The following is a 22,941-nucleotide window of genomic DNA, read 5'->3' on the forward strand; positions in this document are numbered from 1 at the left end:
AGGAAGTTCGAAGTGGTTGCTGCACTGAAGGATTCGCTGCTCGACGAGTCGAAGGCCGACGCTCTGCGCGTCGACGTACTGGCATTGATCGACGCCGAGGTAGCCGACAAGAAGGGCGCGAGTGGCCTCGCGGTCAAGGGGGGCTACGGCGCAGTGAAGAAGGTCGGTCCGTCCTACATCGACAATGCGGTCTCGGCTCTGTGGCCCGATTTCGTCGACAAGCTCGATCCGTTCTGGCAGTCGTACAACGCCGCCCCGCAGGGCACGTTCGGTGAGTACCTTGCTGCCAACGGAGATGCCGCGTCCGACGCTCTGCTCTCGGTCACCGATGCGCGCATCGAGGAGACGGACAAGTCCGTCGTGAAGAAGTTCTACGGCAGCCTGCGTGGCTCGGCGAAGAAGAACGTCACCGAGGCACTGCCGCGCGTCGGCGATCTGGTCGCCAAGCACGCCTGAGCGGCTTCGCCGCATGTGAGTGGAAATTCGTAGCAGGGTACGAGGTGGGAGTGGAGCCCGCGGAACGACCCGAGGGCTCCACACTCACATGCGCGTAGCGCTCAAACGCTCCCAATCGGCCTCGGTTTGGTCGGCGTAGAGCCGCGCGAATCGGCACAGTGCGACGTCGAGTTCATCGGAATCGCCCGTGTATCCCGAGATCATCGACGCGCCGCTGGTGCGAGCGTGTCCCTTCGCGAGCAGTCGCCCCACCACCCGCGCGTAGTCCACCAGCGCGGGTGCATCGATCGACGAGAGGTCGATCGTCCCCTTCATGTTCCGGAACTGCCGCACGTAGTACTGCCGTCCGGCGATCGTGCACCACCCCAGCAGTGGATCGCTGACCGTCTGCAGATCCTGCTGGTACTCCACCACGCGTTGTCCCTGGTGGTCGTGCCAGGCCGATTCGCCGTGCACATATGGCGCGAGCACCGACCGTCTGGCCTGCTTGAGCTGCAGGAACACGACGTCGTCCGCGCTGGTGCCTTCGAGCAGTGCCACGTACGCCCGGAGCCCGACACTGCCGACTCCGACGACGCGATGCGCGACGTCGATCAACGTGTATCCCCCCAATACCCGACGCCAATGCGGGGTGAGAGTGCCCAGGTATTCGTCCAGTCCGACGGCCAGCAACTCCTCGTCCTCGGCCGAGATTCGGGTGGTGATCGGCGGCTCCTCGACGATCCTGCGAGTGCCCTCGTGTTCCTCGGTAAATCGCGGCAGGACGCGGTCACTCGTGCGTCGACGCGCTTTCTTGGTGGCGCGTTTGATCTCCTTGCGCAACGATCCCGCAGTGGCATCCCGTTGCAGTTTCTCGGCCGTCAGCCGTTGGAACGACCGCGACATCAGCGGTTCGTCGGCGAGGCGCGCGACCTCGATTCGATACGCGGACACGCAGGCGGCGACGGCATCGCGGCACCGATCCTCGCTGCGTCCGTTCTGACGGCCGGCCACCCAGATGCTCGCGGCGAGGCGTCGTAGATCCCATTCCCAGGCACCCGGGTGTGCTTCGTCGAAGTCGTTGAGGTCGATGACGAGGTCGCGTTCGGGGGAGGCGTAGAACCCGAAGTTTCCGAGGTGGGCGTCGCCGCTGATCACCGGGTTGATGCCGGTCGACGGCAGCATCGCGACGTCACGGGCCATGACGATGGCCGTCCCGCGCAGGAAGCCGTACGGGGATTCGACCATGCGCTCGAGGCGCGTGGGGATGAGCCATTCGATCCGGCCCTGGTGCGAGTACTCGATCTGCTGCACCGGGTCCGGGCGATCCGGCGGCGGTGTCCAGTCGCCCAGCGATGCGATCGGGACCTTGTCGCGCAGGCGTCGACCCAGCTCGTATCGTTCGGCTCGGGGGAGTGGCCGCGCACGCAACGATGCGTACGGTGCGCTGTCGACTGCTGCCGAGTCGGTGACGACGGTATGACCTTTTCCGGAGCTGGGCATGTGAAGTCACACTAATCGAGGGCTACGGGGCGGCTTTGCCGAACTTCCAGTATCCGGTGAAGCAGATCCGAGACTTGGGTACGGAACGCTCGTTCACCAGGTATCTACGCAGGCCCGTCGCCAACCCCTGTTCCCCGGCCACGTAGACGAACGGATCGCCGTCCGGAAGCTCGGCTTTCTGCACCGCGGCCAACGCGGCCTCGCCCGGCTTGGCCAGCGGGTTGGGGCGCACGATCCACTCGATCTCGACGCCTGCGTGCACGTCCTGCTTCTGGATGTCGGCCTCGGTGGGCACTTCGACGAAGGCCTTGACCCGAACGTCGGCCGGCAACGACCGCAGAATGCCGAGAATCGCCGGGGCAGCACTCTCGTCGCCGACGAGCAACTGCCAGCTCGATTGTCCCTCGAACGTGTAGATGCGCCCTTCGTCGAAGATCGCGACACGATCGCCTGGGACCGCCCGAGCAGCCCACGACGATGCCGGACCACTGTGACCACCGGTTCCGCCGCCACCATCTACTTCGCCGTGCACCACGAAGTCCACATCCAGCTCCGGGCCGTCGCCGTACGTGCCCTCTCCCGCAGCGCGGTACCGGCTGACCGTGTAGTTGCGGACCGCCGGCTTGGTGTCCTTGGAGAACGTCAGATACTGGGCGTACCAGAGCATCGAGGTGGCGCTGGGGATGCGCGGCTCGTCTTGGCCCGGCTGCGGCAGGAACAGGCGAAACCAGTGGTCGTAGCCCATGTAGCGGAAGTTCGACAACGAATCGCCGCCGAGGGTCACCCGGATGAAGCTGGGGCTGATTCGCTCGCTCCCGAGCACGGTCAGGCGGTAGAACGCGGGGTTCTCCGGTTTGAGGTACTTACCCATGCCGCACAGGTTAGCCGACCCTAAGCTGCGATGGGGTTCCGTCGATCTCTCACTCGGGCCGACCGCGCCGGTAGCGCTGGACCACCTTGGCTCCGACGGGTACTGCGAACAGCATCATGAACACGCGGATCACCTGGGCGGCCACGACGAAGGTGACGTTCGCCCCGGTCGACGCGGCGATGGCCAGCACCGCGTACACCCCGCCGGGAGTGGTCGCGAGGTAGCCCTCGTAGCCGCTCGTCCCCGTCGCGGACGCCAGCCACAGGCCGAGCATCGCGCAGCAGACGGTGACGGCGATGATCAACATCAACGATGCGGGCAAGACCCGCGAGATCGACTTCAAGCTGGCGACGGTGAACCGCAGTCCGGCCTGCCAGCCGATGACGATGTACGCCGCCCACAGCAACAGCGTCGGGACGGACGCGTCGAACGAGACGCCGAGCACGTCGGCGAGCGTGGCGATCATCAGCGGGCCGAGCAGGGCGGGGGCGGGCAGCCGGATCATCTTGGCCAGCATCACGCCGATGACGCCGCAGATCACGACGAAGGCGAGGTCGATCCAGAGCGCCTCGTGCACGTCGGCGGTGACCGACGATTGTCCGGGTTGGGCGTCGAACACCAGGGTTGCGACCAGCGGCAGCGTTGTGGTCACCAGCACGACGCGCAGGTATTGCACCACCGCGACCACGCGTTCGTCCCCGCCCAACTCCTGGGTGATCGCCACCAATCCCGAGGCTCCGCCTGCGACCAGCGCCAAGGAGCCGGTCAGTGAATCGATGTCTTTACGAAGCCCCAGCAGCGCGCCGGCCGCGATCGACAGCAACAGGGTGCCGATGCATGCCAGCAGTACCGGCAGCCAGGTATCGCCCAGCGAGCTCAGAGTGTCGCTCTGCACGAGCGTGCCGATCTCGACGCCGAGGATTGCCTGCGCCGCCATGCCGAGTCTGCGGGGGAGCGGCGCTCGCTCGGTTCCGGTCGTCGGAGCCCATCCGGCGAGCGCGAACACGATCGCCACCAGAAGTGCAACGAACAATGCAGCCGACGGCACACCGAGTGCATCGGCCCCGACGGTCAGTGTGACCGTGACGAGAACCAGCAGCAGCCAGCGAATCAAGAAGGTCGCTCGATCTCGCGAACCTCGGGCGGCAGTCCCCACTCGGTACGGCCGAGTCGACTGAGCGGTGCGATGGTCTCGAACTCGGGCAGGCCGTCCTCGGCGAGAAATTCTGGTCGAACCGACACCGCGACGACGCTGCCCATGACGACGAAGCAGTTTCCCACCTCGACGACGCGGTGCAGGGTGGCTTCGATGGCGATCGGGGCCGCGGCTACCCGCGGCGGCGTGACGATCGCACTGGGTTCGCTCTCGATGCCGACGGCGTCGAACTCGCTGACGCCGTGCTCGAAGCTCGCCGAGCTGCCGTTGACCTGATCGACCAACGGTGCCGTGGCCAGGTTGACGACGAATTCGCCGGTGGCCTCGATGTTGCGCAGACTGTCCTTGCGGGTCACGGACGTGAACTGGACGACCGGCGGTTCCACGGACGAGACGGTGAAGAAGCTGTAGGGCGCGAGGTTCGCCACACCGTCGGCCGAGACCGTGGAGATCCAGGCGATGGGCCTGGGGACCACCGACGCGGTCAGTAGCTGGTAGAAGCGGCGGGAGGAGACCTCGTCGGGCCGGAAGACTGTACGCACGCCTCAATACTGTCAAAGCCCGGTTGCGGCGGCCGACCGGAGCATCTGACACTCTGGAAACTGTGAATCCGTCCACCGCTCAGGCCACTGCAGTCGTCGACGAACTGGCGCGCAGCGGGATCGAAGACGTCGTGCTCTGCCCCGGCTCGCGCAACGCCCCGTTGGCCTTCGCTCTGCAGGAAGCCGACGCGGCCGGCCGGCTCCGACTGCACATGCGGATCGACGAGCGGACCGCCGGATTCCTGGCCATCGGACTGAGCCTGGGCAGCGGGCAACCGGTCCCGGTGGTGATGACGTCGGGAACAGCGGTGGCGAACCTCGGGCCCGCGGTGCTCGAAGCGAACTATGCCCGGATCCCGCTGATCGTCATCAGTGCCAACCGGCCGTACGAGATGCTCGGCACCGGTGCCAACCAGACCATCGAGCAGTTGGGCCTGTTCGGGTCGCAGGTCCGCGCGACGATCAGCCTCGGGCTCGCCGAGGAAGGACCCAAGCAGAACAGTCAGTGGCGCAGCGCGGTCTCGCGGGTCATCGCTGCTGCGCGGGGTGCGCGCTCGGGCAACGCCGGACCGGTGCACTTCGACATTCCACTGCGTGAACCGTTGGTTCCCGCCCTCGGCGATCCGGGGGCCCGGCCCGAAGGACGTCCCGACGGGATGCCGTGGACCTCGACCACCCAGGCGACCCTCGACGTGCCGGTCGAACTCGATCTGTCGGTCGACACCGTTGTCGTGTCCGGGCACGGCGGAGCCGTTCGTCCTGAGCTCGCCGGCTTGCCGACCGTTGCCGAGCCGACCGCGCCACTGCACGGAATTGCGTTGCATCCCTTGGCTCTTGCGCAGTTGAAGCCGCGTCAAGCCGTCATCACCGGCCGCCCGACCCTGCACCGGCAGGTGTCGGCGCTGCTCGCGGATCCGGCGGTGGACGTCATCGCGCTCACCACCGGCCCGCGCTGGCCCGACGTCTCGGGCAACGTACTGGCCACCGGCACGCGTGCCGTGACCACCGGCGCACCCGACCCCGCGTGGATCGCCCGTTGCGCCGCGCTGTCCGAGAGAGCGGAAAAGGCTGTGCACCAACAACTTCGAGAGCACCCCAAGCCGACGGGTCTGCACGTTGCCGACGCGGTGATGTCGGCATTGCAGCCCGGAGATCAGCTGGTGCTCGGAGCCTCCAACCCCGTGCGCGACGCGGCCCTGGTCTCCACTCCGATCCCGGGCGTGAAGGTTCTGTCGAACCGTGGCGTGGCCGGGATCGACGGCACCGTCTCGACGGCCATCGGTGCCGCGATGGCCGGAAAGCGGCGCACCATCGCGCTTCTCGGCGATCTGACGTTTCTGCACGACGCGGCCGGTCTGCTCATCGGCACCGGCGAGCCGAGTCCGGACGACCTGACGATCGTCGTCGCCAACGACGACGGCGGCGGCATCTTCGAGCTTCTCGAACAGGGCGACCCGCAGTACGCGGGTGTGTTCGAGCGGGTGTTCGGAACACCGCACGGCATGGACCTGGGAGCGTTGTGCGGGGCCTACCGCGTGGAGCACCACTTGGTCGACTTGGCCGATCTGGTAACCGAACTCACCGGCCACGCCGACGGAATTAGAGTGTTGGAAGTGACGACGGAACGGTCCGGGCTGCGCGACCTACACGCAGCGATCCGGGCCCGTCTCTAATTCTGTTGCGCAGCAACCCATTCGAGTGTTTCGCCGGTTTCCTGATCGATCATGTCCTTGATCATCTTGTTGATCAGGTCTTCGATCTTGCCGCCGACGAGCGGAATCTTGACGGTCGACTCACCCTTGACGATCAGTTTCGCTCCGGTGCCGTCGGGGCGAAGCGAGAGGGTGCCGTTCACCTTCGCGGGTAGACCCGTGGTGCCGCCGACCAGCGTGCCCTCGGCGTGGTCGCCCTCGAGCGGACCCCAGTGGTCGGTACGCGAGACGATCAGCTTGCCCTTGATGACTTTCGTGACGAACCCGGGCAGTTCGGACGTGCCGACTTCCTCGGTGATGTCCACGGTCAAGCCGCCGTCGTCGTGCTTGGTCATCTCGTACCCGTCCGTCTTCTTCGCCTTGGCGAAGCGGGCGGCCCACTGGTCTTCACTGGTGAGTGCGGCGTGCACGTCAGCGGGCGGATTGGACGATTCGACGGTGAACTCGAAGCTGCGCGACATGAGCACAGAGGCTACCGGAGCGGAGGCGAACCGGCCGCGAAGTAACCTGAATGCTGTGACCGACACCGAGAGGGGCAGCCGAACTCTGCACAGAATCCGGCTGGTCGTGCTCGTGGTCGCGGTCGCCATCTCGGTTCTGTCGGTCCTTTTGGTGGTCGGTGCCTGGCGAAACGACGTCACCATCGACTCCGACAAGGGCGTCGCGACGGCCGAGGTGCTGTCGGCGGGCAAATTGCGTTCGGCGGTCAGTTTCATCACCCCCGACGGCGTGACCCACAATCCCAGACTCGGCGTGCTGTACCCCACCAATCTCGTCGTGGGGCAGCGCATCGAGGTCGAGTACTACAAGGCGGACTCCGACGACAACGACAGCGACAGCGACCTGCTGGTGCGTGTCGCCGGCCGTGACGCCGCGGTAGCGATCGTTCCTGCCGGATCGGTCATCGTCGTCACGTGGCTCATCGCCGGGCCTGCCCTGTTCTGGTTACGTCGCAAGGAGGCCCAGCGCATGAAGGCCAAGCGCATGGAGCTACAGGATGCGTAATGCCAGGCAGTGGGTCATCGCTGCTGTCGCCGCAGGGGCCGGGTTCGCGTTGGTGAACTTCGGCAACATCGCGTCCTCGATCGTGATCATGGTGCTCGTGGTGGCGTTTCTGCTCGTTCTGACGACTCCGGTGTTGTATCCCCGTGCTCTGTCCGACGACGCGTCGCAAGTACTCGCGGCAGATCGGACCGTTCCGCAGATCTACTGGCGGCCGGGCTGCATCTTCTGCCTTCGGCTGCGGGTTGCGCTGTTGCTCCGCGGAAAGAAGGCCGTGTGGACGAACATCCGCGCAGATGCTGCTGCCGCAGCGCGGGTTCGGTCGGTGAACGACGGGAACGAGACGGTTCCGACGGTGTTCGTGGGTACCGGACACCGCACCAACCCGAGTCCGTCGTGGGTCGCCCAGCAATTCGTGTGACGTTGGCCCACACGTAACGTCGTCCATGCCTGGGCGACTGCGTGGCCACCCACACTGAGGACCGTGCGAGTAGCCATCGTTGCGGAATCGTTCTTGCCCAACATGAACGGCGTCACCCACTCGGTGATCCGTGTCCTCGAACATCTCGAGAAGACCGGGCACGACGCCATCGTCGTCGCTCCCGACAACCCGTCGGGACCGCGAGCGGCGACCTGGCACAACGGCGTCCCGGTCCACCGAGTGCCGTCCGTGATGGTGCCGAAGGTCAGCTCCCTGCCCGTCGGTGTTCCTGGCCTCGGGATGGTCTCGGCGCTACGGACCTTCGCGCCCGACGTCGTGCATCTGGCGTCCCCGTTCCTGCTCGGAGCGGGCGGCCTGGCCGCCGCGAACCGCCTCGACGTGCCTGCCGTCGCCGTTTACCAGACCGATGTCGCAGGATTCGCCGCGAGTTACGGCCTCGGCTTGACCTCGAAGGCCGCGTGGCGTTGGACCAGGAGACTGCACCGCGGAGCGGCCCGCACTCTGGCACCGTCCACCTCGGCCGTCGACGCTCTCGAGCAGCACGGCATCCCGCGCGTACACCGGTGGGCCAGGGGAGTGGACGCGGTTCGGTTCGCGCCCTCGGCCGCGTCGGCCACCCTTCGCGGCCGATGGGGAGCCGGCGAAAAGCTGATCGTCGGGTTCGTCGGCAGGCTCGCGCCGGAGAAGCACGTCGAGCGGCTCGCCGTGCTGGCCACGGATCCGTCGATCCAGCTGGTGATCGTCGGCGGCGGTCCCGATACGGCGGCCCTGCGCGAACTGATGCCGAATGCGATCTTCACCGGGCAACTCGGCGGCGACGAACTCGCGCAGGCCTACGCCAGCTTCGACATCTTCGTCCACCCCGGCGAACACGAAACCTTCTGTCAGGCAGTCCAAGAAGCCCTCGCCAGCGGAGTCCCCGTCATCGGGCCCGACGCCGGCGGACCCCGCGATCTGGTCTCGCACTGCCGCAACGGCTACCTACTGCCGGTCGACAAGTTCACCGAGCTGCTGCCCAGTGCAGTCGCCGCCCTCGCCGAACCCACCACCCGTGCCCGCTTCGGCAACGCCGCCCGCCGATCTGTTCTGCACCGCACCTGGCCTGCCATCTGCGACGAGCTGATCTCCCACTACTACGACGTGCAAGGCATCACAGCGCCACGGGTGACCGAAGCAGCCTGAGTAAGCTGGAGTTCGTGGCCACGACATCGCGCGCAACCCTGGAAAAAGAGCCCCACGAGGTGGCGTCGATGTTCGACGGCGTCGCCCGCCGCTACGACATCACCAACACCGTTCTGTCGTTCGGCCAGGACCGCAGCTGGCGCAAGCTGACCCGCCGAGCCCTCGATCTGAAGCCCGGCGAGCGGGTCCTGGATCTCGCCGCCGGCACCGGCGTCTCCACGGTCGAACTCGGACGCAGCGGGGCCTGGTGCGTCGCCACCGACTTCTCCAAGGGCATGCTCCGAGCCGGACTCTCCCGCGGAGTGCCGATGGTCGCCGGTGACGCGATGGCGCTTCCGTACGCCGACGCCAGTTTCGAAGCCGCCACCATCTCGTTCGGCCTTCGCAACGTCTCCGACTTCGATGCCGGTCTGCGCGAAATCGCCCGAGTCACCAAACCCGGTGGACGTCTTGTGGTCTCGGAATTCTCCACCCCGGTCTTCGGCCCGTTCCGCACGGCATATATGGAGTACCTGATGAAGGCGCTCCCCAAAGTCGCTCGCGCGGTGAGCAGCAACCCCGACGCCTACGTCTATCTCGCCGAGTCCATTCGCGCGTGGCCCACGCAGGAGCAGTTGGCTCAGCGCATCGCCGACGCCGGCTGGACCGACGTGCAGTGGCGCAACCTCACCGGCGGAATCGTGGCTCTGCACAAGGCAATTCGGCCCTGAGTCTGCACGCGGCTACGAAAACGGCGGCCGCGAATCGATTTTCAGTGACGTGGTTCCCGCGGTTCGCCACGTACGAGCGACGAGGTCGCTGTCGGCCTCGGTGACCAGGTTGCCCATGCACCGGACCGCGACTTTCATCAGTGCCCGCGAGCGCATGCCCACCGGACCCGCTGCGGGCAGGAACCTCGGCACGGTCAGCAGTCCGGCGAGGCGTCGAGCAATGGAGAAGGCTTGACCGTAGTGCTCACGCAGCACAGTCGGCCAGGCGTCGGTCAGGTCGGCGTGATCGAGAAGGTCGACGACCATGCGGCCGCCTTCGAGTCCGTAGTCGATGCCCTCACCGTTGAGTGGGTTCACGCACGCTGCGGCGTCGCCGATGATCGCCCAGTTCACCCCCGCGACGCCGGAGACCGCCCCGCCCATCGGCAGCAGCGCCGACGCGACCGACCGTAGCTCGCCGGTCAGTTCCCATTCCGACCGCCGCTGCTGGGTGTAGAGGTCCAGCAGGGGACGCAGGGCTCCCGGTGCGGGCCGGGTGGCGGTGGCCAGCGTGCCGACGCCGATGTTGATGTTGCCGTCGTTCAGGGGGAAGACCCATCCGTAGCCGGGCTGCAGAGTGCCTGCGCCGTCGCGCAGTTCGAGGTGTGAGCTGATCCATTCGTCGTCGCTACGAGCAGACGTGATGTACGCGCGGGCGGCGACGCCGAACGCGGTGTCGCGGTGCCACTGGCGTCCGAGTTGCTTGCCCAGCGTGGACCGGACGCCGTCGGCGACGATCAAAGTGCGGCACGCGATGTCGTGGCTGCCTTCGCCGGTCTGCAGCGTCGCCGATCGGACCGCATTTCCGTCGCGGGTGACGGACACCGCTTTGGCGCCCTCGGCCATCACAGCCCCGGCCTCGACGGCAGCGCGGCGAATGCGGTCGTCCAATTCGGTTCGCGGGACGGCACTGCCCACCGCCGGGAAAGATCTGCTCGGCCATTCGAGCTCGAGTTCCTGGCCGAACCCACTCAGGCGCAACCCGCGATTGCGCGCGGTACCGCGAACCCATTCACCCAGGCCCAACCGATCGAGTTCGGCGACCGCGCGCGGAGTCAGCCCGTCGCCGCACGTCTTGTCCCGGGGAAAGACGGCCGCGTCGGCGAGTACGACGTCGCGGCCGGAACGCGCTGCCCACGCTGCCGCGGACGATCCTGCGGGGCCCGCGCCCACGACCAACACATCGGTCGAGGAGGGCAGGGCCGGGTTGGATGAGGTCACAGACCCCAGTATCCCGATTGCCGCGGTGCTGCGCCGTCAGGGCCTTCGGTCGACCGTTGTCGAGGCCCTGCTCATCGGGCGTGTTCACCGTTCGAGCGGTGACGTCGTTCACTCATTGGCCCTGGGGGGCGCGTCGGGAAGCTACTCGGGCTCGGTTCGGTGAGGGAATAGTCACCTGTGGTGGGCGGCACCGTCGTGCGAGTGTGCACACTAGGTTCACTACGGTAGTACCCGAGCAGCAGTTTCCGTCATCCATCGCCGCTCGACGCCGACGACAGGACAGGGATCAACATCGTGAGTACAGACGACGCGACCGCAGTAACGGTCGTTGCCGGAGTCGACCTGGGTGACCCGGAGCTCGCTCGATCCGTCGCCGACGGTCTCGCGCGCGTCGAAGAGCTGATGATCAGCGAACTGTCCGACGGCGAAGAGTTCCTCACCGAGGCTGCTCTGCATCTGGCGAAGGCCGGCGGCAAGCGATTCCGACCCCTGTTCACCGTGCTGACCGGCCAGCTGGGGCCGTCGCCGACAGATCCGGCGATCGTCACCGCCGCCACCGTGGTCGAGTTGGTGCACTTGGCGACGCTCTATCACGACGACGTCATGGACGAGGCGTCGATGCGCCGCGGAGCCGAGAGTGCGAACTCACGCTGGGGCAACAGTGTGGCCATTCTCGCGGGTGACTACCTCTTTGCACATGCGTCGCGTCTGGTGTCCACCCTCGGACCCGACGCCGTCCGCATCATCGCCGAGACCTTCGCCGAGTTGGTCACCGGGCAGATGCGCGAAACGATCGGGGCCAAGAGCACCGACGATCCCATCGCGCACTACCTGAAGGTCGTGTGGGAGAAGACCGGGTCGCTCATCGCCTCCTGTGGGCGCTTCGGCGGCACGTTCAGCGGCGGCGATGCCGAGCACGTGGGACGCCTCGAGCGCCTCGGTGACGCTGTCGGCACCGCGTTCCAGATCTCCGACGACATCATCGACATCTCCTCGGCCACCGAGCAGTCGGGCAAGACTCCCGGCACCGACCTGCGGGAAGGAGTGCACACCCTCCCGGTGCTGTTCGCGCTCCGCGAGGAAGGTGCCGACGGCGACCGCCTCCGCGAGCTCCTGGCCGGCCCGGTCACCGAAGATGCGCTGGTCACCGAGGCCCTGGAGCTGTTGCAGCGATCACCCGGCATGGTCGCGGCCAAGAAGACCCTCGGCGAGTACGCCGACCGCGCCCACTCCGAACTCGCACTGCTGCCGCAGGGACCGGCCAACGACGCCCTGGGCCGACTGGTGAACTACACCGTCGAACGCGTGGGGTAGTCGCCCACGCAGTGGTCGGGAACTGCACGTCGGGGTGCCGTCGTTGAATCGGGTAGGAACACCCGGTACGAGGAGGCACCCGTCACGATGAACAGTTACGCCAACGGTGCGAAGACATTCGGCCTGCTGGTCGGGATGTCTGCGCTGATCGTCTTCATCGGGTCGTTGTTCGGTAACTCGATGATTCTGATCGGGTCGATCGTGCTGGCCGTCGGCGTCAACGGCTACGCGTACTTCAACAGCGCGAAGATGGCTCTGAAGTCGATGCACGCGGTGCCGGTGAGTGAGCTCGAACAGCCGGCGATGTACCGGATCGTGCGGGAACTGGCGACAACGGCGCATCAGCCGATGCCCGCGCTGTACGTGAGCCCGACCAACAATCCCAACGCGTTCGCCACCGGGCGGAACCCGCGCAACGCAGCCGTGTGCTGCACCGAGGGCATTCTTCGGATCCTCGACGAGCGGGAACTTCGAGCGGTGCTCGGACACGAACTCTCGCACGTCTACAACCGCGACATCCTGATCTCGTCGGTGGCCGGTGCCATGGCGTCGGTCATCTCGGGTCTGGCGAACCTGGCCTTCTTCGCCAACGTCTTCGGCGGACGCGGCAACGGGGGACCGAACCCGCTCGCGCTGCTGTTGGTGTCGATGCTGGGACCCATTGCGGCCACGTTGGTGCGGCTCGCGGTCTCTCGTTCTCGGGAGTATCAGGCCGATCAGTCCGGTGCCGAGCTGACCGGTGATCCGCTGGCGCTGGCGTCGGCACTGCGCAAACTCGAGCAGGGGGTGCAGCTGGCACCGCTGCCGCCCGAGCCGCGGCTGGCCGCGGAGTCGCATCTGATGATCGCCAATCCGTTCCGCATCGGCGACAAGGCGGGCGCGCTCTTCGCCACCCACCCGCCGATGGCCGACCGAATCGAACGGCTCGAGCGGATGGCCGGCCATCGGCCCTACTGACCGGAGCCTGCGGCATGTGAGTGGAACCTCGTAGCCTGCTACGAGGTTCCACTCACATGCGGCGCTCTACCGGTAGTTGACGAACTGCAGGGCGATGCCGAAGTCCTCGTTCTTGAGCAACTGTTGGATTGCCTGCAGGTCGTCGCGCTTCTTGCTGCTCACGCGCAGCTCGTCGCCCTGGATCTGCGCTTTGACGCCCTTGGGGCCGTCGTCGCGGATCTTCTTGGAGATCTTCTTGGCGTTCTCGGTGCTGATGCCTTGCACGAGTTTGCCGGTGACCTTGTAGACCTTGCCGGACGCGGCCGGGTCGTTGGTCTCGAAAGCCTTGAGCGATACGTCGCGTCGGATCAGTTTCTCCTTGAAGACGTCCAGAGCTGCCTTGACCTTCTCCTCGGATTCGGACGTGATGACGATGGTCTCGGACTCGCCACTGCCGGACCACTCGATGCTGGTGTCCGATCCTCGGAAGTCGAAGCGGGTCGCCAGCTCCTTCGCGGCCTGTCCGAGAGCGTTGTCCACTTCCTGTCGGTCGACTTTGCTCACTACGTCGAAGGACGAATCAGCCACTTCTCACACTCTCCAGTCGAATCGAAAATTTGTTTCTGCGGTGGTGTCGGTCCACATCCCGCTGGGACTTTATCGGCCCGCTACCGACCGTATCCACCCGGTTTGCGTTCCGGGGGGACGTTCGTTGTATTCTTCTCACCGCGCCGAAGACCAGCACGGACTTCGATCGCAGCACGGCAGATTGCCCGAGCGGCCAATGGGAGCGGACTGTAAATCCGTCGGCTTATGCCTACGTAGGTTCGAATCCTACATCTGCCACACCTGGAACCCCGGCGAGAAATTTTCTCGCTGGGGTTTCCATGTGAAGAGGACATATCAGGGCCGCTGACCTCGCAATTTGGCAGTCGGTGCTCGGAATGTGTAACCTCTTGAAGGCTTCAGCGCACGGCTTGTTCGTGTTCTGAGGTGGAGCCTGCGGAACGAGAGTTCCCGTAGTCACCCGCCCCCTTAGCTCAGTCGGTAGAGCGTTTCCATGGTAAGGAAAAGGTCAACGGTTCGATTCCGTTAGGGGGCTCGCTGGATTGGATGGCTCGACGTCGCGCTCCCGTTCGTGGGATGGTGGGCGATGAGCACCTGAGGCGGTGTAGCTCAGTTGGTAGAGCAAACGACTCATAATCGTTGCGTCGCCGGTTCAAGTCCGGTCACCGCTACACAGTAGGCAAGCACGGCAAGTAGCACGCATGAACAGTCCTGATTGACCCAGATCAGATTTACCCGAAAGTAGGCGTCCAGTGGCCTCCTCCACCGATGTGCGGCCCAAGATCACCTTGGCCTGCGAGGTTTGCAAGCACCGCAACTACATCACCAAGAAGAACCGTCGGAACGATCCCGACCGCATCGAGCTGAAGAAGTTCTGCTCCAACTGCGGCACGCACCGGGCGCACCGCGAGTCTCGCTAGGTCCAACTGCCCTTCTGTGAGGGTAGAAAAGGTCGTTTCCACCGTGTCACAAGCACCACACGATGCTGCGGCATCATCTGAAATTCCGGCCATGGATGTATCCGCTCACGCGGCGTCCATGGTCGGTTTTCATTACCGCGTCGACGACTTCTACGAGGTCGGCCGCGAAAAGGTCCGTGAGTACGCGCGTGCGGTCCAGGACTTCCATCCCGCGCATCACGACGAGGACGCAGCGAAGGGCCTCGGTTACGACGGTCTCCTCGCGCCCTTGACCTTCATTTCGCTGGTCGGCATCATCGCGCAGACGCGGATGTTCAAAGAGGTCATCACCGGGTACGACCCGAGCCAGATTCTGCAGACCGATCAGCGGCTTCAATTTCACCGCCCGATTCAGGTCGGCGATCGACTGGTGTGCGATGTGCACCTCGAGTCGTTCCGTCAGATGAGTGGCAGCGACATCATGACCACCAAGAACATCGTCACCGACCAGAACGGCGAGGTCGTGCAGACGACGTGGACGACCATCGTCGCGCGTACCGGCGGCGAGGTCGACGAGAACATCGCGCACGCGGTCAAGGAAGTGATCATGCATGGCGCTTCGTAGCTTCGACGACGTCTCCGTCGGATACGAGTTGCCGGAGCGAGTCGTCATGCTCACGCGCGGCGATCTGGTGAACTACGCGGGTGTCTCGGGAGATCCGAACCCGATTCACTGGAGCGACGAGGTCGTCCGCCTGGCCGGCCTGGACAATGTGATCGCGCACGGCATGCTGACGATGGGCCTCGGTGCCGGGTTCGTCACGTCGTGGCTGGGTGATCCCGGTGCGGTCACCGAATACAACGTTCGCTTCACCAGCTCGGTCTACGTGTCCGAGGACTCCGCGGCTGCGGTCGAGTTCTCCGGCAAGATCAAGTCGGTGGATGCGGACGAGAGAACTGCCGTCATCGCTATCGTGGCGAAGTTCGAGGGCAAGAAGATTTTCGGGCGAGCGACCGCTACGGTTCGCTTGGCCTGATGATGGGTCGATCCGGACGGCCACCGAGCTGCCGGAACGACGGGATTTATCTGTTCCGAAGGGTGTGCAGTACACTGAGATTTCTGGGGTAATCCAGCGCTGTGCGCTGCCCGCGTCCTCCTCGGAGGTTGTGTGGGTTCGCGTGAATGCGTCGGGTGGACACCAGAGCGGCCGAGAAGTTTTCGGCCGAAGGGGCGTAGCTCAATTGGTAGAGCAACGGTCTCCAAAACCGTAGGTTGCAGGTTCAAGTCCTGTCGCCCCTGCCCAAGGTGTCAGCAACTGAGAGGAACGACGTGAGCGAGGAGCGCGGTAAGCGCGACGGTCGATCGGAGGAGTTCGAGAACTCCTCGGCTCCAGACGACGTCGCACCTGGCTCCGAGGGCCGTCTCTCCGATGCTGACACAACCGCAGATGATGCCGCTGCAGGCGCAGTGGCTCCCACCGGCAAGCGTGCGTCCGGCAGGTCCCGTGGCAGCGCCGCCGGCGTGTCGATGACGAAGGCCGCGCCCGCGAAGGCCACTCCGGGCAAGGCTCGATCCGGCAAGGCCAAGCTCGACAAGCGGCCGAATGTGTTTCTGCGTCTGCTGCAGTTCTTCCGCGAGGTCGTCGCCGAGCTTCGGAAGGTCATCTGGCCGAACAAGAAGCAGATGGTCACCTACACCACCGTCGTGCTCGTCTTCCTGGCGTTCATGGTCGCGTTCATCAGTGGCCTCGATCTGCTGTTCATCAAGGGCGTCGGCTGGCTGTTCGGTTGACCGAACGCAGTTGCCGTGACTTTTCGACGATCGAACCGAGCAGGAACTAGAGAAAGGGTGCTGACGTGAGCACGCCGCACAACGACGCCACCGAAGTGGCCGCATTCGACGCCGATGTCGAGGCGACCAAGCAGGGCCTCGAAGCGGAGCAGGCCGCTCAGGACCGCGAGACGGACGAAGCAATCAAGGCCGACGTCGCCGCTGCCGCCGGGGACGACGTTCCCGCCGAAGGCGACGAGACATCCGAGGTCACCGCTGACGTCGACGTCACTGCAGAGCCCGAAGACCCCGTTGCCGAGATGAAGGCGGCTCTGCGCCGCGCTCCCGGTGACTGGTACGTCATTCACAGCTACGCCGGATACGAGAACAAGGTCAAGGCCAACCTCGAGACCCGTGTGCAGAACCTCGACGTCGGTGACTACATCTTCCAGGTGGAGGTTCCCACCGAAGAGGTCACCGAGATCAAGAACGGCCAGCGCAAGCAGGTCAACCGCAAGGTTCTGCCCGGCTACATCCTGGTCCGCATGGAACTGAACGACGAATCCTGGGGTGCGGTTCGTAACACTCCCGGCGTCACCGGTTTCGTCGGCGCGACGTCACGTCCGTCGCCGCTGACCATCAACGAGGTCGTCAAGTTCCTCATGCCTCAGGAAGGTGCCAAGAAGGACGCGAAAGCGGCCGCAGGCACTGCCGAGCAGGGCAGCGAGACCACGTCGAAGCCCACTATCGAGGTCGACTTCGAGGTCGGCGAGTCGGTCACCGTCATGGACGGCCCGTTCGCGACCCTCCCGGCCAGCATCAGCGAGGTCAACGCAGAGCAGCAGAAGCTCAAGGTGCTGGTATCGATCTTCGGCCGTGAAACCCCGGTCGAGCTCGGCTTCACCCAGGTCTCCAAGATCTAGAAGCCGACCGCACAGACTTGCAGTAGCAACCGCAAGAAACCCGAGCGAATACAAGGAAACAAGACATGCCCCCGAAGAAGAAGAAGCTAGCCGGGATCATCAAGCTTCAGATCCAGGCCGGCGCCGCCAACCCGGCACCGCCCGTCGGCCCCGCATTGGGCCAGCACGGCGTCAACATCATGGAGTTCTGCAAGGCGTACAACGCCGCGACCGAGTCGCAGCGCGGCAATGTCGTGCCCGTCGAGATCTCGGTCTACGAGGACCGTACGTTCGATTTCAAGCTGAAGACTCCTCCCGCTGCCAAGCTGCTGCTCAAGGCTGCAGGCGTGGCGAAGGGCTCCGGCGAGCCGCACAAGACCAAGGTCGCCAAGGTGACCATGGATCAGGTGCGCGAGATCGCCAAGACCAAGCAGGAAGACCTCAACGCCAACGACATCGATCAGGCCGCGAAGATCATCGCCGGCACTGCTCGCTCGATGGGCATCACGGTCGAAGGCTGATTTTCAGCCTCTCCAAGCATCACACGTGGGAGAGCCGGCCAGGCTCGTCAACCACTCTGAACTCGAACGAAGGACAGTAAGACATGGCAAAGCGCAGTAAGGCCTACCTCGAGCAGGCCGCCAAGATCGACCAGGACAACCTCTACTCGCCTCTGGAAGCCGCCAAGCTGGCCAAGGAGACCGCGTCGAGCAAGTTCGACCCCACCGTCGAGGTCGCAGTGCGACTCGGCGTCGACCCCCGCAAGGCAGACCAGATGGTGCGCGGCACCGTCAACCTTCCCCACGGCACCGGCAAGACCGCTCGGGTTATTGTTTTCGCCGCTGGTGAGAAGGCTGCTGAAGCAGAGGCAGCAGGAGCCGACGTCGTCGGTGCAGAAGATCTGATCGAGCGCATCCAGGGCGGATTCCTGGACTTCGACGCCGCTATCGCGACCCCCGATCAGATGGCCAAGGTCGGCCGCATCGCCCGTGTCCTCGGACCGCGTGGCCTGATGCCGAACCCGAAGACGGGCACGGTCACCAACGATGTGACCAAGGCCGTCAACGACATCAAGGGCGGAAAGATCAACTTCCGCGTCGACAAGCAGGCCAACCTGCACTTCGTCATCGGCAAGGCCTCGTTCGACGAGACCAAGCTGGTCGAGAACTACGGTGCCGCACTGGACGAGATCCTGCGTGCGAAGCCGTCGTCGGCGAAGGGTCGCTACGTCAAGAAGGTCACCGTTTCGACCACCACCGGACCCGGCGTCCAGGTCGATCCCAACCGCACTCGCAACCTCCTCGAGGATGACGCGAACGCGTAATTTCTTCAGCTCCGAACGAAGGCCGGTCTCCCTGTGGGAGGCCGGCCTTCGTCGTTCTGTCCTGCCGAGATCTAGGCTGCGTTCGCGCGAGCGAAGTTGGCCAGCACGAGGCCGCTGATCCGGTCGAGCAACGCGGCCGGCAGGTCGTGTGCCATGCCCTCGATGAGGGTCAGCTCCGCGCCGGGAACCGCCCGGGCGATGGCCTTGCCACAGGCCGGCCGCACCAGTCGGTCCGCGGTCCCGTGGATGACGGTCGTCGGTGCGTCGATCTTCTGTGCGTAGGGCTTGAGGCTGCCGGTACCGGTGATGGCCGCCATCTGCCGAATGACTCCGGACGGGTTGTAGTTGCGTTCGTACATCACCTGGGCGATCTCGAGCTGTTCCTCGAGCGGGGTCCGGAACCCGGGGGAGCCGATCGTGGACAGCGTCTTCGCCGAATGCGCGATGATCTCGTCCTTCGTGGCGTCCTTGCCGACGCCACCGATCAACGGCAGTAGTGCCCGGGGATCCGGCGGTGGCAGGAATGCCTCGTTGGTGCTCGAGAACAGAATGGACACGGACTTGGTTCGCTGCGGGTAGCTACCGGCGAACACCTGCGTGATCATGCCGCCCATCGACGCGCCGACGACGTGCGCGGAGTCGATGTCGAGGTGGTCGAGTACGCCGACCGCATCGGCGGCCATGTCGACGATCGTGTACGGGACGTCCGACGACATCCCCAGTTCGTGCCGGAGGAGCCGAAGAATCTGCCAGCCGTGCACCTTTCTGCCCGTCATCTTCGTCGAGAGCCCGATGTCGCGGTTGTCAATGCGGATCACCCGATATCCGGCGTCGACGAGACGCGTGCAGAAGTCCATGGGCCACAGCGTCAGCTGCGCGGACAGACCCATGATGAGCAGTACAGCGGGGTCGTCGACCGATCCCATGTCCTCGTACGCGATGTCGATGGAGTTCGACGGCGCGATGCCTTGTTCGATTCTCATGTTCTCGTTCCTACCAGTCGGGGTCGCCCAGCACCGGAACCACCAGGTAGCTGGGATCGTGTGGGTCGATCGCGATGTCCTGCGGTTTCAGTCGAGTGCGAACGATGTCCGGCAGGATGGGGATGAACCGTGGTGCGTCGGTGGCGAATACGGCCACCCGGAGGCGATGACCCGTCGCGATCACAGCTTCGGTGCCGAGAATGTCGATGTCGAGTGTGATGGGCTGCCCGACGGGTACCGGCAGCACAGCGGCCTTGGTGAGCGGGTGGTACGGCCGGGTGTAGTCGCCGTTCGGTGCGAACAGTGATCGCTCGTCGTCCACGGCTCGGCGAGACGCGAGCAACGCCCCGTTGCTCAATACGGTCGACTTACCGTCGGGGGCGACGTCGCAGATCATGATCGCCCACAATGCTTCTCGGGCACGGCAGATCACGCGCAGATGCAGGTTCATCGGCCCCGACAGCACGGCGTCCGCGCGGGCGGGTTCGGTGGTGAACGTAGCGGCGGCGCCTTCGGCGAATCGGTTGTCGTAGGTGAAGCCGCCGCCCAGTAGAGCCGTGACACCGGCGAGAACCTGTGTGGTGTCCCGGGATACGACGGCACGCAGGGACGGACGCACGGTCAGCACGCCGGACGACGTGGACGGCTCGTAGGCGAGGCTGCCGTCGCCGGCGGCGTGGGCGGCGGTGTTCGACGCTTCGGCCGACAGATACAGCCTGCGCGACTGTGCCTGGGGAGCCGGAAAGCGGCCGTGCGCAGTCCAATTGCCGCCCTGTTGTCGGAGGGTGACCGGCCCGTAGTTCTCGATTCCGTTGTCGATGTCGCACAGCCACCTGTCGAACCACGCTCGCTCGAGTACATCCAGTCGTGGTGGGAATCCCGGTTCACCGAAACCGATTCCGGGATTGACGTGGTAGCCGTCGCCGACGAGTAGTTGTTTGGAGCCGCGTTCGAGAGCGAGTCGGTTGTAGATGTCCGGTGCCGAGCTGCCGAAGATGTCGTGCCAGCAGCCGTAGAGGAAGGTCGGTGCGGTGATGTCCTCGATGACGGCGTCGATGGTGTCGTAGTACGGGTCGTCGTAGATTCGTGGATCATTCCCCGTGACAAAGCCTTTGGCCAGATCGAACAGGTCGGTCGCAGGTGATCGGACGCGATCGCGAAGCCAGGCGACGGTATCGATTCCTCTCACCGCAGGTGCCCATTTGAGTCCGTTGACAGCAGCGAGCCACAGGGGAATGAACGCCGAGGTCGCGCCTCCGGTTGCGAAGATCTCGCGAACGATGTCCACCGAACCTTCGACGGCGAATATCGCGTCGAGCCCGTCGGGTCTCTTGGCTGCCGCCTGCAGTGCGTTGATCGCTGAGTACGAGATGCCCGCCATGCCGATTCTGCCGTTGCACCAGTATTGCCGGCGCGCCCACTCGATCACTTCGATCGAGTCCAGTTGTTCTCGGGTGCCCAGTACGTCCCAGGTTCCGGTGGAGCTTCCGGTTCCTCGAACGTCGACGATCATCTGGACGTACCCGCTACGAACGAGGTGGCGGTTGACCGACAACAGATCCGCGGCTCCGCCCGCGACCACACGAGTGATTTCGGTGATGCCGTCGAACGCGGTACCGGTCAGGTCGAACGCCGACGAGAACTTCCTGATGGCTCGGCCGAGTATCGGTGTTTCGAGGATCGTATCGATACCTTTGATCAGCAGCTTGTTGTAAGGCGTCAGGTTCAGGACCGTCGGGAACGTCCCCGGTACCGGCGCCCCGGACGCATCGGCGGGGCGGAAGACGTATGCGCGCAGGGCCGCTCCGTCGCTCATCGGAATGCGCACGTCGGCCGAGACGGACACTCGTGGGTACTGCGGAGCCTGAGCCGTGATCGCTGCCCAGGCCTGCGCGGCCTCGCCGCCGCTGGGGTCGCGCTGGGGTCTCAGGAGGGGGTGGGGCTCGACGGCGGTCATGAAGAACGATTAGACCTTCGAACGACCCTCTTTGTCCTGTGGAACGCGAATCGGTCGTGGTGTGCTCCAACGAGACGGCCTGCATTCTGTGTTTTGTTGGGAACATTCTCAACGCCGGTTGAGCCACGCTGTGGGGCGTACCAGACTTTCGAAACCAGCGAGTATGGAGAGCGCTGCGTTGTTAACGTCTGCCCGTCCGAGTGATGTCGGACACCGACCGTTGCAGGGGAGTACGAATGCACGTAGAAGCACTGTTCGGAGACGGATCGCAACGGCCTATCTGGCCGCACGCGGACGCACTGATCACCAGCGAATGCCCGGGGCTTCGCTTTGCCGGCAAGTACGCCGATGTCGTTGCCCTCAGCAACGGCGATCCCACCGCGCTGCGGCCGTTCATCGACGAGGAGACTCGTCGCCGCGTCGCGAGCATGGCACCACCGCGTACCGACACTGCGCTCGTGTTCGGAGCGAACGGGTTTCTCGGCGCGCATCTGATCGGTCGTCTCACCCGGGACCCCGCCGTCGACGTCGTGTACGCCGTGGTTCGTTCCACCGAGGAGGAGTCGGCTCGAGGGCGACTCCAGCGCACGTTCGATCAGTACGAGATCACGGTCGATGCAGACAAGATTCGGATCGTCGAAGGCACGCCGACCTCGTTCCGCTTCGGTCTGGACAAGGCCGGGTACTTCGAACTCGCCGCCGATGTGGGCCAGATCTTCAACTGCGCCAGCTCGACCGACTACACCGAGAGCTACGCCGAGCTGCGGGACGACTGGTTCGTCAGCGTGCTGCGCATCCTCGAATTCAGCATCACCTCGGCCCGTAAGCATCTGACATACGTCGGCAGCATCGGCGCGCATCTCTATCAGAAGCCCGAGGACTTCCGTCGTCCCGACTCGTGGTGGTACTCCGGGTACGCCCAGATGAAGTGGGTCAACGCCACCTTGCTCGGGTGGTTGTCGATGTCGGACACGTATTCGGTCACGCTGGCCGAGGCCCCCTACATCCTCGGCAGTACCGACCTGGGCCTCGATCCGGGCCGCGTCTACAGCTTCTGGCGCATCGTGGAGTTGGCGATCGCCGCGGGCGCGATCTGGGACGGGCCGGGAATGAACTACGTTCCGGTGGACGTGATGTGCGACGTCATGGCGGGCAACGCACTGCGGAGTCACCCGCTCACTCGATTGTTGCCCAGTAACCCGACCGGTTACGGACACGATCTGTATGCCGAGCTCCTCGGCCTCGACCTGGTGAGCTGGGACGAGTTCGTCGAACGCGTCAGCGTCCGTATCTCGCCACGGTTCGCCGAGACCATGCTCGCCGACAACATCGACAAGCTCATGCGGCTGGTGCACAAGCCCGAGGCCATCCTGCCCGTCGACCACGACACCTCCTGGTGCGATCACCGCAGGCTCTTCGAGCTGTACTTCGAGAAGGCCCAGCTCAAGACGCTCACCCCTGTCGTCAACTGAC

At 65.0% G+C, this 22,941-nt stretch carries 25 protein-coding genes and 4 tRNA genes; 20 read left to right on the top strand and 9 right to left on the bottom strand.

All coding sequences use genetic code 11. The annotated features are described in order from the left end of the window. The first annotated feature begins 12 nt into the window (after positions 1-12). Positions 13-456, top strand: coding sequence for a DUF6918 family protein (locus CH262_RS07535; RefSeq protein WP_027498296.1), 444 nt, complete (start codon positions 13-15; stop codon positions 454-456). Between the two features lie 84 nt (positions 457-540). On the opposite strand, the gene CH262_RS07540 is transcribed toward CH262_RS07535, so the two are convergent. Genes CH262_RS07540 through CH262_RS07555 form a run of 4 tightly spaced genes read right to left on the bottom strand, consistent with a single transcriptional unit; the run spans position 541 to position 4,507 of the window. After that, entirely contained in the window at positions 541-1,938 is a 1,398-nt protein-coding gene (locus tag CH262_RS07540; protein WP_179274925.1) for a DUF2252 domain-containing protein, read from the bottom strand. A 22-nt stretch (positions 1,939-1,960) separates the two neighbouring features. After that, the gene (locus CH262_RS07545) at positions 1,961-2,809 is read right to left on the bottom strand and encodes a siderophore-interacting protein (protein WP_094717305.1); all 849 of its coding nucleotides are present in this window, start codon (positions 2,807-2,809) and stop codon (positions 1,961-1,963) included. Positions 2,810-2,858: 49 nt separating this feature from the next. Beyond that, complete coding sequence (locus CH262_RS07550) at positions 2,859-3,923, bottom strand: AbrB family transcriptional regulator (RefSeq protein ID WP_094717396.1); 1,065 nt, start codon at positions 3,921-3,923, stop codon at positions 2,859-2,861. Beyond that, positions 3,920-4,507 carry a flavin reductase family protein gene (locus CH262_RS07555; RefSeq protein WP_094717306.1) on the bottom strand — a complete coding sequence of 196 codons (588 nt, stop codon included), beginning with the start codon at positions 4,505-4,507 and terminating at the stop codon, positions 3,920-3,922. The genes CH262_RS07550 and CH262_RS07555 overlap by 4 nt, the downstream gene beginning before the upstream one ends. 62 nt (positions 4,508-4,569) lie before the next feature. Between CH262_RS07555 and menD the strand changes: the two genes are divergently transcribed. Next, on the top strand, positions 4,570-6,180 hold the full coding sequence (gene menD / locus CH262_RS07560) for a 2-succinyl-5-enolpyruvyl-6-hydroxy-3-cyclohexene-1-carboxylic-acid synthase (protein ID WP_094717307.1): 1,611 nt from the start codon (positions 4,570-4,572) through the stop codon (positions 6,178-6,180). Here the strand turns inward: menD and CH262_RS07565 are convergent. Further along, positions 6,177-6,680 (bottom strand): DUF2505 domain-containing protein, encoded by a 504-nt coding sequence (locus tag CH262_RS07565; RefSeq protein ID WP_094665472.1) that lies wholly within the window; start codon positions 6,678-6,680, stop codon positions 6,177-6,179. The two genes, menD and CH262_RS07565, sit on opposite strands and share 4 nt — an antisense overlap. 55 nt (positions 6,681-6,735) lie before the next feature. Between CH262_RS07565 and CH262_RS07570 the strand changes: the two genes are divergently transcribed. From CH262_RS07570 to CH262_RS07585, 4 genes are all read left to right on the top strand, one after another. After that, positions 6,736-7,224 (top strand): DUF3592 domain-containing protein, encoded by a 489-nt coding sequence (locus tag CH262_RS07570; RefSeq protein WP_179274926.1) that lies wholly within the window; start codon positions 6,736-6,738, stop codon positions 7,222-7,224. Then, entirely contained in the window at positions 7,217-7,642 is a 426-nt protein-coding gene (locus CH262_RS07575) for a glutaredoxin domain-containing protein (RefSeq protein ID WP_094717308.1), read from the top strand. The genes CH262_RS07570 and CH262_RS07575 overlap by 8 nt, the downstream gene beginning before the upstream one ends. 63 nt (positions 7,643-7,705) lie before the next feature. After that, entirely contained in the window at positions 7,706-8,845 is a 1,140-nt protein-coding gene (locus tag CH262_RS07580; protein WP_179274927.1) for a glycosyltransferase family 4 protein, read from the top strand. A gap of 14 nt (positions 8,846-8,859) precedes the next feature. Beyond that, positions 8,860-9,555, top strand: coding sequence for a demethylmenaquinone methyltransferase (locus CH262_RS07585; protein WP_094717310.1), 696 nt, complete (start codon positions 8,860-8,862; stop codon positions 9,553-9,555). 12 nt (positions 9,556-9,567) lie between these two features. Here CH262_RS07585 and CH262_RS07590 read toward each other — a convergent pair whose 3' ends face one another. Further along, positions 9,568-10,815: a geranylgeranyl reductase family protein gene (locus CH262_RS07590; RefSeq protein WP_094717311.1), complete on the bottom strand. Its 1,248-nt coding sequence runs from the start codon at positions 10,813-10,815 to the stop codon at positions 9,568-9,570. A gap of 294 nt (positions 10,816-11,109) precedes the next feature. On the opposite strand from CH262_RS07590, the gene CH262_RS07595 reads away from it, so the two are divergent. Then, complete coding sequence (locus tag CH262_RS07595; protein ID WP_094717312.1) at positions 11,110-12,129, top strand: polyprenyl synthetase family protein; 1,020 nt, start codon at positions 11,110-11,112, stop codon at positions 12,127-12,129. A gap of 87 nt (positions 12,130-12,216) precedes the next feature. Continuing rightward, positions 12,217-13,086, top strand: coding sequence for a zinc metalloprotease HtpX (htpX, locus tag CH262_RS07600; protein ID WP_094717313.1), 870 nt, complete (start codon positions 12,217-12,219; stop codon positions 13,084-13,086). 66 nt (positions 13,087-13,152) lie between these two features. Here htpX and CH262_RS07605 read toward each other — a convergent pair whose 3' ends face one another. Further along, positions 13,153-13,653, bottom strand: a complete 501-nt coding sequence (locus CH262_RS07605; RefSeq protein WP_027498282.1) for a YajQ family cyclic di-GMP-binding protein — start codon at positions 13,651-13,653, stop codon at positions 13,153-13,155. Positions 13,654-13,828: 175 nt separating this feature from the next. Here CH262_RS07605 and CH262_RS07610 point away from each other — a divergent pair. The 11 genes from CH262_RS07610 (at position 13,829) to rplA (ending at position 18,528) form a co-directional block, all read left to right on the top strand. Beyond that, positions 13,829-13,911 (top strand) — tRNA-Tyr (locus tag CH262_RS07610). 183 nt (positions 13,912-14,094) lie between these two features. Then, positions 14,095-14,167: transfer RNA gene (locus tag CH262_RS07615), tRNA-Thr, on the top strand. Positions 14,168-14,230: 63 nt separating this feature from the next. Further along, positions 14,231-14,303 (top strand) — tRNA-Met (locus tag CH262_RS07620). An 81-nt stretch (positions 14,304-14,384) separates the two neighbouring features. Further along, positions 14,385-14,552, top strand: a complete 168-nt coding sequence (gene rpmG / locus CH262_RS07625) for a 50S ribosomal protein L33 (RefSeq protein ID WP_027498281.1) — start codon at positions 14,385-14,387, stop codon at positions 14,550-14,552. A 91-nt stretch (positions 14,553-14,643) separates the two neighbouring features. Beyond that, positions 14,644-15,156: a (3R)-hydroxyacyl-ACP dehydratase subunit HadA gene (gene hadA / locus CH262_RS07630; RefSeq protein WP_048316186.1), complete on the top strand. Its 513-nt coding sequence runs from the start codon at positions 14,644-14,646 to the stop codon at positions 15,154-15,156. Beyond that, positions 15,143-15,568, top strand: coding sequence for a (3R)-hydroxyacyl-ACP dehydratase subunit HadB (hadB, locus tag CH262_RS07635; protein WP_032365253.1), 426 nt, complete (start codon positions 15,143-15,145; stop codon positions 15,566-15,568). The genes hadA and hadB overlap by 14 nt, the downstream gene beginning before the upstream one ends. A 190-nt stretch (positions 15,569-15,758) precedes the next feature. After that, positions 15,759-15,831: transfer RNA gene (locus tag CH262_RS07640), tRNA-Trp, on the top strand. Positions 15,832-15,861: 30 nt separating this feature from the next. After that, positions 15,862-16,323, top strand: coding sequence for a preprotein translocase subunit SecE (secE, locus tag CH262_RS07645; RefSeq protein ID WP_057472931.1), 462 nt, complete (start codon positions 15,862-15,864; stop codon positions 16,321-16,323). 65 nt (positions 16,324-16,388) lie between these two features. Beyond that, a complete protein-coding gene (gene nusG / locus CH262_RS07650) occupies positions 16,389-17,225 on the top strand; it encodes a transcription termination/antitermination protein NusG (protein ID WP_032365254.1) in 837 nt (278 codons plus the stop codon). A 65-nt stretch (positions 17,226-17,290) separates the two neighbouring features. Continuing rightward, positions 17,291-17,725: a 50S ribosomal protein L11 gene (gene rplK / locus CH262_RS07655; protein WP_008713829.1), complete on the top strand. Its 435-nt coding sequence runs from the start codon at positions 17,291-17,293 to the stop codon at positions 17,723-17,725. Positions 17,726-17,808: 83 nt separating this feature from the next. Beyond that, on the top strand, positions 17,809-18,528 hold the full coding sequence (rplA, locus tag CH262_RS07660; RefSeq protein ID WP_027498276.1) for a 50S ribosomal protein L1: 720 nt from the start codon (positions 17,809-17,811) through the stop codon (positions 18,526-18,528). Between the two features lie 71 nt (positions 18,529-18,599). Here rplA and CH262_RS07665 read toward each other — a convergent pair whose 3' ends face one another. After that, the gene (locus tag CH262_RS07665) at positions 18,600-19,511 is read right to left on the bottom strand and encodes an alpha/beta fold hydrolase (RefSeq protein WP_032365255.1); all 912 of its coding nucleotides are present in this window, start codon (positions 19,509-19,511) and stop codon (positions 18,600-18,602) included. 10 nt (positions 19,512-19,521) lie between these two features. Next, a complete protein-coding gene (locus CH262_RS07670) occupies positions 19,522-21,468 on the bottom strand; it encodes a CocE/NonD family hydrolase (RefSeq protein WP_094717314.1) in 1,947 nt (648 codons plus the stop codon). A 236-nt stretch (positions 21,469-21,704) separates the two neighbouring features. Between CH262_RS07670 and CH262_RS07675 the strand changes: the two genes are divergently transcribed. Beyond that, positions 21,705-22,940 (top strand): SDR family oxidoreductase, encoded by a 1,236-nt coding sequence (locus CH262_RS07675; RefSeq protein WP_094717315.1) that lies wholly within the window; start codon positions 21,705-21,707, stop codon positions 22,938-22,940. Position 22,941: the final 1 nt, after the last annotated feature.

Origin of the sequence: Rhodococcus sp. 05-2255-1e, from assembly GCF_002259025.1 — a bacterium.
Taxonomy (GTDB): Bacteria; Actinomycetota; Actinomycetes; order Mycobacteriales; family Mycobacteriaceae; genus Rhodococcoides; species Rhodococcoides fascians.

Excerpts from the sequence above, each read along its gene's own strand:
- CH262_RS07540 (WP_179274925.1), bottom strand. The coding sequence starts at position 1,938 with ATGCCCAGCTCCGGAAAAGGTCATACCGTCGTCACCGACTCGGCAGCA.
- CH262_RS07545 (WP_094717305.1), bottom strand. The coding sequence starts at position 2,809 with ATGGGTAAGTACCTCAAACCGGAGAACCCCGCGTTCTACCGCCTGACC.
- CH262_RS07565 (WP_094665472.1), bottom strand. The coding sequence starts at position 6,680 with ATGTCGCGCAGCTTCGAGTTCACCGTCGAATCGTCCAATCCGCCCGCT.
- CH262_RS07575 (WP_094717308.1), top strand. The coding sequence starts at position 7,217 with ATGCGTAATGCCAGGCAGTGGGTCATCGCTGCTGTCGCCGCAGGGGCC.
- htpX (WP_094717313.1), top strand. The coding sequence starts at position 12,217 with ATGAACAGTTACGCCAACGGTGCGAAGACATTCGGCCTGCTGGTCGGG.
- hadA (WP_048316186.1), top strand. The coding sequence starts at position 14,644 with ATGGATGTATCCGCTCACGCGGCGTCCATGGTCGGTTTTCATTACCGC.
- hadB (WP_032365253.1), top strand. The coding sequence starts at position 15,143 with ATGGCGCTTCGTAGCTTCGACGACGTCTCCGTCGGATACGAGTTGCCG.
- rplK (WP_008713829.1), top strand. The coding sequence starts at position 17,291 with ATGCCCCCGAAGAAGAAGAAGCTAGCCGGGATCATCAAGCTTCAGATC.
- rplA (WP_027498276.1), top strand. The coding sequence starts at position 17,809 with ATGGCAAAGCGCAGTAAGGCCTACCTCGAGCAGGCCGCCAAGATCGAC.
- CH262_RS07665 (WP_032365255.1), bottom strand. The coding sequence starts at position 19,511 with ATGAGAATCGAACAAGGCATCGCGCCGTCGAACTCCATCGACATCGCG.
- CH262_RS07670 (WP_094717314.1), bottom strand. The coding sequence starts at position 21,468 with ATGACCGCCGTCGAGCCCCACCCCCTCCTGAGACCCCAGCGCGACCCC.
- CH262_RS07675 (WP_094717315.1), top strand. The coding sequence starts at position 21,705 with ATGCACGTAGAAGCACTGTTCGGAGACGGATCGCAACGGCCTATCTGG.